Origin of the sequence: Pragia fontium (assembly GCF_900638655.1) — a bacterium.
GTDB classification, from domain to species: domain Bacteria; phylum Pseudomonadota; class Gammaproteobacteria; order Enterobacterales; family Enterobacteriaceae; genus Pragia; species Pragia fontium.
The window spans coordinates 3,371,447-3,387,915 of the sequence record NZ_LR134531.1; the positions used below are offsets into that span (position 1 = coordinate 3,371,447).

Here is a 16,469-nt window from a genome sequence, read left to right on the forward strand (position 1 = left end):
AATAATAGCGTAAAAATCACCGCGAACGCACCAAATGCGGCCTGGCGATAAATAAAAATGTGAAGTACCAACACGACCAACAAGTAAAGCACACATCGGGAAGATCTGGCTATATCAATGTCATCAATCTGATTATGTATGCGGAATCAAAATCTGCCCAAGCGCAGAGCCTTGATTGCCCTTTGCAATCAAATAGTTTGCAATGGCGTTCATGGCATCCCAACGATATTCACACCATAGCGGTGCCAACAAAGTTGGTTGTCGGGCAGTGGCGGAGATTCGATGATAAATAATCTCTGTCGGCGTATGTCTGATCATCTCCCCGGCAATCTGAACATACTCGTCCAATTCCAAAGCAGAAAGACGCCCAGCTAACCATGCTTTTCCCATGATACTGCCGGTGACAATGTGCAACGGATGTAGCTTCACACCATCGGTACCGGTATCGACCACGCGAGCCATCGTCTCGAGGTTATCCTGAGCGTTTTCCCCCGGTAATCCAACAATAAGATGAGTACATACTTTAATACCGCGCTGACGCGCCGCAATCGCCGTAGCCTGATAGCAGGCAAAATCATGACCGCGGTTGATTCTCTTCAGCGTTTTATCATTGGCACTTTGCAGACCCAGCTCCAGCCATACTTCATACCCTTGCTCGCAATAGCCAGACAGTAAATCCAGCACCGTTTCAGAGACGCAATCAGGCCGGGTTCCCACACAGATTCCCACCATATTCGCCAAAGAAAGCGCCTGCTGATACATATCGCGCAGCAGACAAATTTCAGCATAGGTGCTGGTATAAGCCTGAAAATAAGCAAGATAACGTTTAGCCCGATCGGCCTTTTCCGCCTGCTGCACCAACTGTTCGGCAATACTTTGGTACTGCATGGTTTCATCAGAAAATGAAGCCACATTACAAAAAGTACAGCCACCACGCCCCACGGTCCCGTCGCGGTTCGGACAACTAAATCCGCCGTGTAACGTCAGTTTGTGAATTTTCTCACCGTAACGTCGCTGTAAATCAGCGCTAAACATATTGACATGTTGATGTAATTGCATGGTTTTTCGAAGTATTATCTGCTCTGGTAACCGTATTAAGTGCTAACAGACTACCTTTAATTCCGCCTTATCAGGGTGATAGAGATCAATTCGATCGCTCTGTTTGTTCAGTTCAATCTGCGATATAAGCCCAAATAAACTATTTGGCCGAATTATGATTTCTTTTCATACCGATGTTCGACCAACCGATAACATATTTATCACAAATAACGCCATTAAATTTCAAATATAATTATAAAGTAAGGATATAACACCAGATTAAATCTATTAAGGAGTATATGAGATTAATTCCCACGCCAACTTATAGTGACTTAGCTCACACTTTAATGTGGCATAAAAATAAAACAATAATCTCATATACAAGATAAAATCATTTTATTTCATAATGATAACAACAAAACCCTTCAATATCGCATTTCAGACAACATATTTGACCTGAATTCTCTTTCTATATTAAGTTGAGTGAGTAGTCGTTTTCAGAACCAAAGGATCGGGTTCTGTTATCAAATAGCAATGACGAGATGTATTCAATCCGTGTATGAGCACACCGACGATACATTCCCTCTCCGGACAGGCTAATTAATGTTTTTTAGGCTAAACAATAGCGTGGTTGATTAACGCGCGTAAAACGAGTGCGCGCTATATTGGGCGTCATCAACAAACAACAAAAATAACCAGATAACAACATCAGAAACAGCACACACTGGGGTAATTGGGGAGCATCAACATGTTATACGACGCGTCGAAAGAACGTGACAACTGTGGTTTTGGCCTTATCGCCCACATCGAAGGTGAACCAAGTCATAAAGTTGTCAGAACGGCTATCCATGGCCTGTCACGCATGCAACACCGCGGCGCGATATTATCAGATGGCAAAACCGGTGATGGCTGTGGCCTGTTACTGCAAAAGCCCGATCGCTTTTTTCGTCTGGTGGCGGAAGAGCAGGGTTGGCGTCTGGCCAAGAACTATGCGGTGGGCATGTTATTTCTCAGCCAAGATCCAGAAGAAGCCGAAGCCAGCCGTAAAATTGTAGAAGAAGAACTACAGCGCGAAACCTTGTCAATTATTGGCTGGCGCGTGGTACCAACCAATCCTGATATGCTGGGTGAAATCGCCCTCTCTTCCCTACCGCGCATCGAACAAATTTTTGTTAACGCACCGGCCGGTTGGCGCTCACTGGATATGGAACGCCGCCTGTTTATGGCACGCCGCCGTATTGAAAAGCGGGTGACGGACGACACGTTCTACGTTTGCAGCCTGTCCAACGTGGTCAGCATTTATAAGGGCTTATGTATGCCCGTCGATCTGCCGCGCTTCTATCTGGATTTAGCCGATCTGCGTTTGGAGTCGTCCATCTGTTTGTTCCACCAGCGCTTTTCTACCAATACCGTACCCCGCTGGCAGTTGGCACAGCCGTTCCGCTATTTAGCGCACAATGGCGAAATCAATACCATTACCGGTAACCGTCAGTGGGCCAGAGCCCGCTCTTATAAGTTTAAAACGCCGCTAATCCCCGATTTACAGGATGCCGCCCCCTTCGTTAATGAAACCGGCTCTGACTCCAGTTCATTAGATAATATGCTGGAGCTATTCCTCAGCGGTGGTATGGATCTGATTCGCGCCATGCGTCTGTTAGTGCCACCAGCATGGCAAAACAACCCGGATATGGATGAAGAGCTACGCGCCTTCTTCGACTTTAACTCCATGCATATGGAACCGTGGGATGGCCCAGCCGGTATCGTGATGTCAGATGGCCGCTATGCCGCCTGTAATCTGGATCGTAACGGCTTACGCCCTGCCCGCTATGTGATCACCAAAGATAAGCTGATCACCTGTGCCTCAGAAGTTGGCATTTGGGATTACCAGCCGGACGAAGTGGTGGAGAAAGGCCGCGTTGGTCCCGGCGAACTGATGGTTATCGATACCCGCACAGGAAAAATTCTGCGCACTCATGAAACCGATAACGACCTGAAAAGCCGCCACCCTTACCTCAGTTGGATGGATAAAAACGTTCGTCAGCTCACCCCTTGTGAAACCCTGCCTGATGAGCAAATCGGCGATCGTGAATTTGATGACGCCCTGTTGGAGACCTATCAAAAACAGTTTGCCTACAGCAATGAAGAGCTGGAGCAGGTTATCCGGGTACTGGGAGAAAACGGTCAAGAAGCCACTGGCTCCATGGGAGATGATACGCCGTTTGCCGTGCTGTCCAGTAAGCAGCGTATTATTTATGACTACTTCCGCCAGCAGTTCGCTCAAGTCACTAATCCCCCCATCGACCCATTGCGTGAAGCCCATGTAATGTCACTGGCCACCAATATTGGTCGTGAAATGAATGTGTTTTGTGAAGCGGAAGGCCAAGCTCACCGCTTAAGCTTCACCTCTCCGGTGTTACTCTATTCCGACTTTATTCAGCTCACTACGCTGAAAGAGGAGTATTACCGCGCGGATACCGTTGATATCACCTATAACCCGGAAAAAATGGATCTGCAGGCCGCTATTGTGGCGATGTGTGAAGAGGCAGAAAAGAAAGTCCGTCAGGGAACGGTATTGGTTGTGTTGTCCGACCGTAATATTGCCGCCGATCGTTTACCGATTCCGGCGCCAATGGCAGTGGGTGCGCTGCAAACCCGTCTGGTTGAAGCCAACCTGCGTTGTGATGCCAACATCATTGTCGAAACCGCCAGCGCCCGCGATCCGCATCATTTTGCGGTCCTGCTGGGTTTTGGCGCCACCGCGATCTATCCTTATCTGGCCTATGAAACGCTGGCCAGAATGGTAGAAACCGAGGTGATTGAGAAGAGTCAGCGTGCCGTGATGCTGAACTATCGTAACGGCATCAATAAAGGACTGTACAAAATTATGTCCAAAATGGGCATCTCTACCGTCGCCTCTTATCGTTGCTCCCAGCTATTTGAAGCCGTTGGCCTGCATGACGAATTGACCGCCCTGTGTTTTAAAGGCGTTTCCAGCCGAATAGGCGGTGCCAGCTTTAGCGACTTCCAGCAGGATTTAATCAACCTGTCTAAGCGTGCGTGGCTCAAGCGTAAGCCGCTGGATCAGGGCGGTTTACTGAAGTTTGTTCACGGCGGTGAATATCACGCTTACAACCCCGATGTGGTATCTACCCTACAAGCAGCGGTGAAATCCGGCAACTATCAGGATTATCAAGCCTATGCCGACTTGGTGAATAAGCGTCCGGTCACCACCCTGCGTGATTTATTAGCCTTAAAACCACAGGATGAAGCACAGGCTATTGCCATCGATCAAGTGGAGCCTGCCGAGTCGCTGTTTTCCCGTTTCGATACCGCGGCCATGTCCATCGGTGCCCTAAGCCCGGATGCCCATGAGTCGCTGGCGATTGCCATGAACACTATCGGAGGAAAATCCAACTCCGGCGAAGGTGGCGAAGATCCGGTGCGCTATGGCACTAATAAGGTGTCGCGTATCAAGCAAGTGGCCTCAGGTCGTTTCGGCGTTACGCCAGCCTATTTGGTTAATGCCGACGTGATCCAAATTAAAGTGGCACAAGGTGCTAAGCCCGGTGAAGGCGGTCAGCTTCCCGGCGATAAAGTGACGCCATATATCGCTAAACTGCGCTATTCGGTGCCCGGTGTCACCTTGATTTCACCACCCCCTCACCATGATATTTATTCGATTGAGGATTTAGCCCAGCTGATTTTCGATCTGAAGCAGGTGAATCACAAGGCGATGATCTCCGTCAAACTGGTGTCCGAGCCAGGTGTCGGCACTATTGCCACTGGCGTAGCGAAAGCTTATGCCGATCTCATCACCATCGCTGGCTACGATGGCGGTACCGGTGCCAGCCCGCTGAGTTCAGTAAAATATGCCGGTAGTCCGTGGGAATTAGGTCTGGCAGAAACCCAACAAGCGTTGGTTTCAAACGGTCTACGCCACAAGATTCGCCTCCAGGTCGATGGTGGGCTGAAAACTGGTCTGGATATCATTAAAGCGGCAATCCTCGGTGCTGAGAGCTTTGGCTTTGGTACCGGCCCGATGGTTGCGCTTGGGTGTAAATATCTACGTATCTGCCACCTGAACAACTGCGCGACTGGCGTAGCAACACAGGATGAGAAGCTACGGGCCGATCACTACCATGGTTTACCGGAACGCGTGATCAACTACTTCCAATTTATCGCTCAAGAAACCCGCATGATTATGGCAGAGTTGGGTATTCGCCAGTTGACCGATTTAATTGGCCGTACCGATCTGCTGATTGAGCTAGATGGTTTCTCGGCTAAACAGCAGAAGCTGGATCTGTCCTCACTGCTCTACAGTGCCCAACCTCATCCGGGTAAAGCGCTGTACTGCACCGAGAACAATCCACCGTTTGATAAAGGCATACTCAATCAAACGCTACTCAGTCAGGCTGAACCCTATATTCAGGCAAAACAGAGTAAATCCTTCTACTTTGATATCCGTAATACCGACCGCTCTGTTGGCGCTTCACTGTCCGGTGCCATTGCCGAAAAACACGGCGATCAAGGTCTGGCTGGCGATCCGATTAAAGTCCATTTTAACGGTACTGCCGGTCAAAGCTTTGGCGTCTGGAATGCTGGCGGCGTTGAGTTGACCTTAACCGGTGATGCCAACGACTACGTCGGCAAAGGAATGGCGGGCGGTACTATTATTATCCGCCCACCGGTTGGTTCAGCCTTTGTCGGTCACGAAGCCGCCATTATTGGCAATACCTGCCTGTACGGAGCCACCGGCGGTAAATTATTTGCTGCCGGTCGAGCCGGTGAGCGTTTTGCGGTGCGTAACTCTGGCGCGATTACCGTGGTTGAAGGAATCGGTGATAACGGCTGTGAGTATATGACCGGAGGTATTGTGTGTATTCTTGGCCGTACCGGTATCAATTTTGGCGCAGGTATGACCGGCGGCTTTGCCTATGTTTTGGATCAGGATGATGAGTTCCGTAAACGTGTGAATCCGGAACTGGTTGAAGTGCTAGCGGTCGATGCGCTGGCGATCCATGAAGAACATCTGCGTGGGCTGTTAACCGAACATATCCAACATACCGGATCCGTCAGGGCTGAAGATATTCTTGCCAACTGGTCTCAGTGGGCCAGCAAATTTGTGTTAGTTAAACCCAAGTCCAGCGATATCAAAGCGCTACTTGGCCATCGTAGCCGTTCCAGCGCTGAGCTGCGGATTCAGGCGCAATAAGAGGAAGATAAACCATGAGCCAAAATGTCTATCAATTTATCGACCTACAGCGCGTTGATCCGCCTAAGAAACCGTTAAATATTCGCAAAATACAGTTTGTCGAAATTTATGAACCGTTTCAGGATAGCCAAGCGAAAGCACAGGCCGATCGCTGTCTGGCCTGCGGTAATCCTTACTGTGAGTGGAAGTGCCCGGTACATAACTACATTCCCAATTGGCTAAAGTTAGCTAATGAGGGGCGAATTATGGAAGCGGCAGACTTAGCTCACCAAACCAACAGTTTGCCGGAGGTCTGTGGTCGAGTCTGTCCTCAGGATCGCCTGTGTGAAGGTTCCTGTACCCTGAATGATGAGTTTGGCGCCGTCACTATCGGTAATATTGAACGCTATATCACCGATAAAGCCCTCGAGATGGGCTGGAAACCCGACATGTCGCAGGTAAAAGCCACCGGTAAACGCGTCGCTATCGTCGGTGCGGGCCCCGCAGGTTTAGCCTGTGCCGATGTGCTTACCCGCAATGGCGTACAGGCGGTGGTTTTCGATCGTCATCCGGAAATTGGCGGGTTACTGACCTTTGGTATTCCTTCCTTCAAACTGGATAAAGAAGTGATGGTCAAACGCCGGCAAATTTTCACCGATATGGGCATCGAATTTCGACTGAATACTGAGATCGGTCGCGATATTTCAATGAACGATCTGCTGGCTGAATTCGACAGCGTATTTCTTGGCGTCGGTACTTATCAATCAATGTCCGGTAGCCTGCCAAACGAACAGGCTAAAGGGGTATTTAATGCCCTACCTTACCTGATCGCCAACACCAAACATCTGATGGGCTATCCGTCCACGTCCGATGAACCCTATCTCAATTTTGAAGGGAAACGCGTTGTGGTGTTGGGCGGCGGAGATACCGCAATGGACTGTGTGCGTACCGCTGTCCGTCAGGGAGCAACTCAGGTGATTTGCGCCTATCGACGCGATGAAGAAAATATGCCAGGTTCACGCCGGGAAGTGAAGAATGCGCGGGAAGAAGGCGTTGAATTCCAGTTTAATTTGCAGCCGGTCAGTATCGAAGTTAACGCAGCGGGTCAGGTCAACGGCGTTAAAGTGGTGCGTACCGAGCTGGGAGAACCAGATGCTAACGGACGCCGCCATCCTCAGATTATTCAAGGCTCAGAACATACCTTGAATGCTGATGCGGTGATCATGGCATTTGGCTTTAAACCGCACAGCATGCCATGGTTAGCAGAACAACGTGTCACCATGGACAAACAGGGACGAATTACTGCCCCTGAGTTCGCAGACATCCCCTATCAAACCAGCAACACAAAAATCTTCGCTGGTGGTGATGCCGTCAGAGGTTCCGATCTGGTCGTCACGGCTATTGCCGAAGGGCGAAAAGCCGCGGATGGAATTATGACCTTCCTCGGCGTGTAATATTCTGGCTTTGATAGTTAATCAATACGTCAGATACAGGTTAAAAACAAAAAAGGCGGATTATGATATCCGCCTTTTTTAAGCCTGCATTTTAAACTCGATATGCCGATAAACCTATTTAACAACCCTCAGCGCCGGGCGACCCCGTGGCGGTTGAGGTGGTTCATCATCACCGGAATTATCATCAGAGACTTTCGCTTGCTCATCTGAAACCAAACGCATCGATGTTTCAGGTCTATCACTGCTGGTGACCTCGTCATCTTGTTCCAGCGCCGATACCAGATAATCTGGCTCCGGCTCAAACATGGTACCTGCACCATTTTCACGGGCATAAATGGCCTGTACCGCAGCCAAAGGAACCTGAACCTGACGAGGGATGCCACCAAAGCGGGCATTAAACCGAATTTCATCGTTACCCAGTTCAAGATTGCCAACGGCATGGGGAGCAACGTTTAAAATGATCTGTCCGTCACGGGCAAACTCCATCGGAACAGAAATCCCAGGGATGGAGACATCCACCACTAAATGTGGTGTTAACTGGTTATCAATCAACCAGTCATAAAAAGCCCGTAACAGATAGGGGCGTCGTGGAGTCATTTGTGTCGGCTCCATCACGCTTATCCCCGCATTTGCAGACGCATTTCACGCTCGGCTTCAGTCAGAGAGGCCAGGAATGATTCGCGTTCGAACACTCGGTTCATATAAAGCTTAATCTCTTTAGAACCTGCACCTGTCAGCTCAATACCCATTTGCGGCAGACGCCATAACAGCGGAGCCAAATAGCAATCAACCAGACTGAACTCTTCGCTCATGAAATAAGGTGCATCATTGAACACTGGCGCAATAGCCAGTAACTCTTCACGCAGTTGTTTACGTGCAGCGTCAGCGTCCTGAGTCGTCCCGGTCAGAATAGTATTCAGCAGCGAATACCAGTCTTGCTCAATGCGGTGCATCATTAAACGGCTGGTTCCACGGGCAACCGGATAAACCGGCATCAATGGAGGATGAGGAAAACGCTCATCTAAATACTCCATAATAATGTGAGATTTATACAGCGTTAACTCACGGTCGACTAAAGTTGGTACGGAACCATAAGGATTCAGATCGACTAAATCCTGCGGCAGGTTATCCATGTCGACCTGCTCAATCTCGACACTCACACCTTTCTCAGCCAATACGATACGCACTTGATGACTAAAGATATCTGTAGGGCCGGAAAATAGCGTCATGACCGAACGTTTATTGGCAGCGACAGCCATGAAAACCTCCAAGTTTTTCTATAATAATGACCAATGGCGGGTGGCAGTTAAAAATAACGCCCCCTAATTTTTGCTATCAGTGATGGATTATCTATTTACAGTATTCATTACCTGAATCGATAAAACATACGAAGCGCCGGGTAGTTTAGCAGATTTTTAACCATCTTGATCAGATGACCATGATGATTTATTCAACATTCTTTGCGAAAGCTTATAATCCAACTAAATATAAGCACGCTTGTTTTATTAAGACATAAAAAAACCCGGTATAAAACCGGGTTTTTAACATTAACTGTTTGCCACCTAAGGGGCAAAAAATTAACGCTTGGAGAACTGAGGACGACGGCGTGCTTTACGCAGACCGACTTTCTTACGTTCAACCTCACGAGCATCACGAGTAACAAAACCTGCTTTACGCAGTTCGCCACGTAGTGATTCGTCGTATTCCATCAGCGCACGAGTAATACCGTGACGGATAGCACCAGCTTGACCAGAAATACCACCACCTTTAACGGTGATGTACAGATCCAGTTTCTCAGTCATCTCGACCAGTTCTAACGGCTGACGAACTACCATGCGGGCAGTTTCACGGCCAAAATACTGTTCCAGACTACGCTGGTTAATAACGATGTTCCCGCTACCCGGCTTAATAAAGACGCGTGCGGAAGAGCTTTTGCGGCGACCTGTGCCGTAGTATTGATTCTCTGCCATTGCCTAATAATCCCGATTAAATGTCAAGAACTTGCGGTTGTTGTGCCGCATGGTTGTGCTCGTTACCTGCGTAAACTTTCAGTTTACGATACATAGCACGGCCCAGCGGGCCCTTAGGCAGCATGCCTTTAACCGCGATTTCAATCACACGCTCAGGGTGGCGAGCAATCATCTCTTCAAAGGTCGCTTGCTTGATACCACCAACGAAACCGGTGTGATGATAGTAAATCTTGTCAGAACGCTTGTTGCCGGTTACAGCAACTTTTTCTGCATTCAGAACAATGATGTAATCACCAGTATCAACGTGCGGAGTATATTCCGCTTTATGCTTGCCGCGTAGACGACGAGCCAGTTCAGTAGCGAGGCGACCCAGCGTTTTGCCAGTCGCATCTACAACATACCAGTCACGTTTTACTGTTTCTGGCTTAGCTGAAAAAGTTTTCATTTAAATAACTTACCCAATCTAAAGTTACACACGTTGGCGAACACCAAAACGTTAAAAAAACATATTGAGGCTCACACGACCAATCGAGTCCAGCAAACCTACCCCTTCGAGCAGTTAATGCCGGCACTATAAAGTTTCTGGGAAAAAAACTTTGTTGTAACGTGGGGTCGCAAGATTATAGAGAAGTCGACAGTAAAAATCGACCTGTTTTTGCTTTATTGTTGTTTTAAGGAAAATATAAAAATTTCGCCCGCGGATTATGCCGGCGGGCGAAATAGATAGTCATGTTAGCACTCAGCGTTAATCAAGCTTAAATGATACCCATGCTGATTAACATTTCCCACCAGCCCAAGCCGATGGTCATATGCACCAACAAGCTTAAGAAGGCGATAACACCACCGATAATCCACCAAGAACGAATATCGTTATAACCAGCACCAAATACGATCGGCGCAGCGGCACCGCCATAATGGGTTAAACTGCCACCGTAAGCGTTGGAGAATAACAAACCTAACGCCAGCAGCATCGGAGGCGCTCCCGCCACCATACCAACAGTAGCAAATACCGGAACCATCGCCGCAACGTAAGCACCGCCGGAAGCAAACAGGTAGCGAATCGCCACACTGATAAACATAATCACAAAGAATGCCACCATCGAATGGTCACCAAAGGATAAGCCTTCACCCATCACATCAGCTAACCATTTGAAAAACCCGGCTTTGGTCAACACACCAGACATACCGATGATGCCGCCGTACCAAATCAAAGTGTTCCAACCACCTTTGTTCTTTAATACGTCATCCCAGGTCACTACGCCCAGTAACAGGGTAATCGCCATTACGCACAGCGCAACAGTAGATGCATTAATACCGATCATATCGGCGAAGATCCATCCTAATAAAGCCAGAATAAACACTACGCCTAATAGTTTTTCCCGCATGCTCATAGGACCAAGCTGAGCCAGCCCTTCCGCTGCAATCTCTTTATTATTTACTTTTTTCAGCTCTGGCGGATACATTTTATAAATCAGGTATGGCGTGATAGCTAACATAATCAGACCAGGCACCGCAGCGGCTAATGCCCAACCCGCCCAGCTTAGCTGAATATGTAGAATGTCTGCCATCATGGCCAATGCCAACGCATTAGGCGCCATAGCCGTCAGGAACATATAACTGGTGGTTTTAGTCACCATGTAAACGTTAACCATCAGGTAGTGACCGGCTTTACGCGGACTATCATTAGGATCGGAACCTAAGGCCACCGATACACTGTTGATAATTGGGAATACGATACCACCCGCACGAGCGGTGTTGGATGGCGTTGCCGGTGCAATACACAGATCGAGAATCGCCGTGACATAACCTAAGCCCAGCGTGGTTCCGCCCAGTTTTCCAATCAAAATATAGGAGATTCTTTTCCCCAAACCCGTGATCACAAAAGCGGCACTCAGGGTAAACGCCGCAAATACTAACCATGTCGTCCCGGAGGAGTAGCCCTTTAACACTTCGGCGATTTTTATATCTTTGCCGCCAAACAGGCCTATCACTACTGCCGTAGCTGCAATAGTCGCCAACAATATCACCGGCTCTGAGTACGGTTTCAGCACCAAACCAACAATCGCCGCCAGGTAGAGACCAAACAATAGCCATGCTATTGGCGGTAATCCTGCCGGCGTTGGTATTAACGCGATAATGATGGGAATGGCTATTAATAATAATAGCTTCCACATTTTCTCTTTACTCATTCCTAACAATCTCCTTAAGATTAAAAAATAAAATCCGGCTTATGCTTAAGTTGATAAACGTAAGCATTAATAATTCTTTATAAGGATCGAGAAGCAGCACTAAACGCTAATAAAACCATCACCTAACTGTTATTAAATAAAGTTAAAAACCGAAGATAAATATCTTTCTTTTCTATTGCTGAGAATAATGCGTCAAAGAAAATAATAAATATGTGACCTAACCTAAATTGAAGTTATAAATTTAATGTTTTTAATTATTCTATTAAGCACAATGAATTTTATAAACTTAATTATCCATATAAATCAGCCTAAATAACGAAAATAGCGCTTATCCGAATGTTGATAAACGCTATCATTAACAGTCCAATAAAATATATTTTATAAAAACGTCCGTATCGAATATGTTCTTTATAAAATTTTTAATAAAAAGGCTTAATTAACTAAATAGTTTTTTAAACTAACTCAGTTCAACATTTCCTTTCATTAATACCCGAGCCGTACGATATACAGTGCCGTTCAATGCCTGAATTTCACCGTGGTTATTTTCAACATTAGCGCTCACGGATAATACGCCGCTGCAATGGCCAATATTTAACTCATCCTTATCAGCACAGCGCTCCGTAATCTCATACACTAGCGTACCCGGGATTTTTGCCGCTACGCCGATACAAATACCACCGGTAATCGCCAGCACAGGATGTAACTTACCCATAGACAACATTCTGGCCAAAATATCAATCTGCTGTACCGGAACCTGCTGCCCCTGTAGGTTGGTATATTCAGCTGGCGGTGCGATAAAGCAGAACTTTGGTACCGCCTGACTGTTATGTCGGGCATCGTCCATATCCTTTGCTAAACCAATCAAGACCGCGGTAGCTTCGCGAATCGCCAACATTCTTCTCAATAATTCAGGATCGCTATCGATTTGTGCCGGCAATTCTTGTCCGGTTAAGCCAAGATCTTTAGCTCGCACGAATACCAGAGGATTACCCGCATCAACCACTGAAATTTCAACATCACCATAGCCGGGAACGTCGATAACATCTTTGGTATTGCCGGTCGGTAGCAGCTTGCCGGTCACCGCTCCCCCAGGGGATAAGAAATCCAGTTGGATGCGAGCCCCGGTTCCTGGCACGCCGGAAATAGCAAAATTACCGTCATAAACCACTTTGCCATTTTTCACCGGTACGTGTGACACAATGGTTTTTTGGGTATTGGTATTAAAAATGGTAACCTCGGTCATCGGTTCAGTAATCTCATCCACTAAACCATTTTCTATCGCAAACGGCCCCACCGCTGAAGAGATATTTCCACAGTTACCTTTACGATCAACGGCATTAGCCGAGGTTTCCACCTGACAAAAGGTGTAATTAACCGCGTTTTTTTCTCCTGGCCGCTTTCCGACAATCATGGCTTTACTGGTGGTTGATGTTCCACCACCCATTCCATTGATTTGACGCCCGGAAGGATCGTCGCTGCCATAAATACGACACAAGATATCATTTTGCTCGGTAACAGACTCAGGCAGATCGGACTCCATAAAACATCCAGCCTTACTGGTTCCACCGCGCATCCAAAAACAGGGAATACTTTCCATCATGAATATCTCCAGCAATGATAATTAATTGGAATTTTTGCTATGGGATTCAGGAAACTGGGCTAAAAACCAAGTGACAATAAGCAAATCTGCGCTACCACCCGGACTCAGATTCCGTTCAATACACAGCCGATCAAACTGTTTGAGCTGGCTGATATAATCCGACTGCATCACCCCGCCCAAATCGAGAAACTGTCGGGACATTTTCTGTAACCAAGCCAGTCCTTCCGGACCGCCACGAGAGGCCACATTAGTATCACCGTTAACGGCCATCAAGCTCAGCAATGCCTGCAACAGTGCACGCTGAGGATCGACGCCTTGAGCAATCAACCGTTGGTAAATCGGCAAAGAAACCGACTGTACCAAATAGAATCCAGATTCAGCCTCTCCCCTCGCCCCGGTCAATCCGTACTGCTGATACAACCGTTGACCGGCGGTTAACGCTTGATTATTTTGTTCAAGTTCACGCTTCACCAGGCCGCTGCTCATCGCCGCCACTTCATGACACAGATTTTGTTGAGTAATACCACGCTGATTTGCCACTAAACGCCCCATGGCGGTAGCCAGTAATCCCAGCGAAAAGATGGTGCCTTTATGGGTATTAACCCCAGAAGTGGCTTTAAACATTGAGGCTTCACAAGCCAGTCCCAATGGTCTCAGGCCACAAAGGATCTCACTACTGGCCTGCATATGGCTGCTCATGCCATATTCAATAAAGTAGGGGATCCAAACTCGTATGGCTTCCGCACTGCGATAAAAATCGGTGAGATCCATATCCTTATGGGCACCACTATTACGCATATCAACCAGACCAGGTTTTGGCGTCAGGTTAACTTCATTCAACATAGCACTGTTAGCCAGTTCAGCACAACGAATAACCCAAGGTAACTTATTGATTTCCAGACTGGATATGACGGTAGCGGAATCAGTTGATTTCAGCATCATGAAATAAAGCCTCCATCGCGTCATGTAACGCTGGTATGGAATGGGCTCGCTCCCGAGCGCAAATTCGAGCATCACGCTGGCAGACAAAACATTGACGCGGTGCCATACCGATCGCCTGACGGGAAATAATCCCCCGCTCACTGATAACGTCAATATCCCATAAGCGCCCTATCGGGCTATGCTGCTCACACTCAACGCAGGCTTGTTTCACCACGTCTGCTGGTTGGTTAACGGCCAACAATCCCTCTGGTCCGGTAGGCAAACAGAACACTTCTCGGTTAATAACCTGCCAACCGCGAGCGCGGCAAAGCGTTTCTAACGCCTGCCAAGCCAGATTAAAAGCTCGGCGAGCAATAGTGCTGTCTTTGACTTCTCCCGGCACCACCATCGTCAAAGAGACAATGGTGGTTTGGCAACTGGCCAGCCAATTTTGCTGGCGTTTCTGGCGCGATTCCCTACTTTGAAGAATCTCTGCCAATGACACCTTATGGTTGGTAGCCTGCTCCGGGAGAATATTCATCGGTTATGACTCTTTTATTTGATTAACCACATCAATCACTGAACCATCACGATAACGAACCACCGCAACTACGCGATCGGTGAATTCGATAGGCTTCGGTTTACCGGTCAGCACAAGTGCGCGCTGATAAAGATCGTTGATGCTAACGATTTGCATCCCCGCTTTCTGTAACTTTTCAGCCAGTTCAGGACGCGCAGGGTTAACCGCAATACCGTGATCGGTAACCAGAATATCGATACTGCTTCCCGGCGTGATCATGGTAGTCACTTGTTCAACGATGGTTGGAATACGACCGCGAACTAATGGCGCAACAATAATCGACAGCTTAGACGCCGCAGCAGTATCACAGTGACCACCGGAAGCGCCGCGAATCACGCCGTCAGAACCGGTTAATACGTTGATATTAAACTGGGTATCAATTTCCAATGCGCTGAGGATAACCACATCCAGATGGTCAACTGAGGCACCTTTAGAGGTAAAGTTGGCATACTGGTTAGCACTAATTTCCACATGGTTAGGATTACGCGCCAGTGAAGCCGCGGCACCGCTATCAAAACTCTGTACGTCCAGCAGCTTCTCAATCAGCCCTTTCTCATGCAGATCCACCATCGCCGCAGTAATACCACCCAGCGCAAAACCGGCGGTGATATTCTGGCTACGCATTTTGTTTTCAAGGAAACGAACAACCGCCAATGAAGCGCCACCGGTTCCGGTTTGCAATGAGAAGCCCTGTTTGAAATAGCCAGAGTTAATAATCACTTCCGCTGCCCGGCGAGCAATCAATAGTTCACGCGGGTTAGAGGTCATACGCGTCGCATCAGCACCAATTTTGTCAGCATCACCAACGCGATCAATCTGAATAATCAGATCGACCTGATCCTGACAAATGCTCAACGGATGATGTGGGTAAGGACGTAACTCTTCGGTCAGTAGCACCACAGTTTTGGCGTACTCGGCATCCACCCGGGCATAGCCCAAGGAACCACAGCAGGCTTTACCGGTAAAGCCATTAGCATTACCAAACTCATCACAGGCAGGCACACCGAGGAAAGCCACATCAATGCTTAATTCACCCGACTCCACCAGATTCACCCGACCGCCATGAGAGTGGACGTGTACCGGCTCTTTCAGTAAGCCACGGGAAATCTCTTCCGCCAACGGACCACGCAGCCCTGACGTATATATTTTGGTCACTACGCCATTGCGGATATGTTCGATTAACGGCGAGTGACATTCAGCCAATGAACTGGAAGCCAGGGTCAGATTTTTAAACCCCATTGCCGCAATTTGCGCCATCACCAGATTGACGGTTAAATCTCCACCGCGGAAGGCGTGATGGAAAGAGATAGTCATACCATCTTGCAGCCCTGAACGGCGAATAGCATCTTCCAGAGAAGAACAGAGCTTTTTATCACGCGGCTTTTTAGACTGAAGATTAGCCTTTGAAGTATCGCGAAAAGGTATCAGTTTTAATGCTGCTTTCAGTTCTTCTCCGTCCGCCGCTTCGGCTTGCTGAAGAAGACTGTTACATAAATTCGTTACACGTTGTTGACGAGCCATTTTAT

Annotated in this window: 12 protein-coding genes; 2 read left to right on the forward strand and 10 right to left on the reverse strand. The window is 47.9% G+C overall.

The genetic code is table 11. The annotated features are described in order from the left end of the window. Positions 1–132: 132 nt before the first annotated feature. Positions 133–1,059, reverse strand: coding sequence for a TIGR01212 family radical SAM protein (locus EL341_RS14560; RefSeq protein WP_126468115.1), 927 nt, complete (start codon positions 1,057–1,059; stop codon positions 133–135). 727 nt (positions 1,060–1,786) lie between these two features. Between EL341_RS14560 and gltB the strand changes: the two genes are divergently transcribed. Together gltB and EL341_RS14570 are read left to right on the forward strand one after the other, a co-directional pair. Continuing rightward, a complete protein-coding gene (gene gltB, locus EL341_RS14565; RefSeq protein WP_126468116.1) occupies positions 1,787–6,250 on the forward strand; it encodes a glutamate synthase large subunit in 4,464 nt (1,487 codons plus the stop codon). A gap of 14 nt (positions 6,251–6,264) precedes the next feature. Next, positions 6,265–7,683 carry a glutamate synthase small subunit gene (locus tag EL341_RS14570; protein ID WP_047781977.1) on the forward strand — a complete coding sequence of 473 codons (1,419 nt, stop codon included), beginning with the start codon at positions 6,265–6,267 and terminating at the stop codon, positions 7,681–7,683. A gap of 114 nt (positions 7,684–7,797) precedes the next feature. Here EL341_RS14570 and sspB read toward each other — a convergent pair whose 3' ends face one another. The 9 genes from sspB to citF all read right to left on the reverse strand — a co-directional run bounded on the left by sspB (position 7,798) and on the right by citF (position 16,464). Continuing rightward, entirely contained in the window at positions 7,798–8,295 is a 498-nt protein-coding gene (sspB, locus tag EL341_RS14575) for a ClpXP protease specificity-enhancing factor (protein ID WP_047781978.1), read from the reverse strand. Positions 8,296–8,300: 5 nt separating this feature from the next. Then, positions 8,301–8,942: a stringent starvation protein SspA gene (gene sspA, locus EL341_RS14580; protein ID WP_047781979.1), complete on the reverse strand. Its 642-nt coding sequence runs from the start codon at positions 8,940–8,942 to the stop codon at positions 8,301–8,303. Between the two features lie 318 nt (positions 8,943–9,260). Further along, entirely contained in the window at positions 9,261–9,653 is a 393-nt protein-coding gene (gene rpsI, locus EL341_RS14585) for a 30S ribosomal protein S9 (protein ID WP_047781980.1), read from the reverse strand. A 16-nt stretch (positions 9,654–9,669) separates the two neighbouring features. Further along, complete coding sequence (gene rplM, locus EL341_RS14590; RefSeq protein WP_047781981.1) at positions 9,670–10,098, reverse strand: 50S ribosomal protein L13; 429 nt, start codon at positions 10,096–10,098, stop codon at positions 9,670–9,672. Positions 10,099–10,408: 310 nt separating this feature from the next. After that, positions 10,409–11,842 carry an anion permease gene (locus EL341_RS14595; RefSeq protein WP_047781982.1) on the reverse strand — a complete coding sequence of 478 codons (1,434 nt, stop codon included), beginning with the start codon at positions 11,840–11,842 and terminating at the stop codon, positions 10,409–10,411. A 457-nt stretch (positions 11,843–12,299) separates the two neighbouring features. Beyond that, the gene (locus tag EL341_RS14600; RefSeq protein ID WP_197723509.1) at positions 12,300–13,442 is read right to left on the reverse strand and encodes a 2-methylaconitate cis-trans isomerase PrpF family protein; all 1,143 of its coding nucleotides are present in this window, start codon (positions 13,440–13,442) and stop codon (positions 12,300–12,302) included. Between the two features lie 21 nt (positions 13,443–13,463). Continuing rightward, positions 13,464–14,384: a triphosphoribosyl-dephospho-CoA synthase CitG gene (gene citG, locus EL341_RS14605; protein ID WP_232036569.1), complete on the reverse strand. Its 921-nt coding sequence runs from the start codon at positions 14,382–14,384 to the stop codon at positions 13,464–13,466. Beyond that, positions 14,365–14,904, reverse strand: a complete 540-nt coding sequence (citX, locus tag EL341_RS14610; protein WP_126468117.1) for a citrate lyase holo-[acyl-carrier protein] synthase — start codon at positions 14,902–14,904, stop codon at positions 14,365–14,367. The genes citG and citX overlap by 20 nt, the downstream gene beginning before the upstream one ends. Positions 14,905–14,907: 3 nt before the next feature. After that, on the reverse strand, positions 14,908–16,464 hold the full coding sequence (gene citF / locus EL341_RS14615) for a citrate lyase subunit alpha (RefSeq protein WP_126468118.1): 1,557 nt from the start codon (positions 16,462–16,464) through the stop codon (positions 14,908–14,910). Between the last annotated feature and the right edge of the window lie 5 nt (positions 16,465–16,469).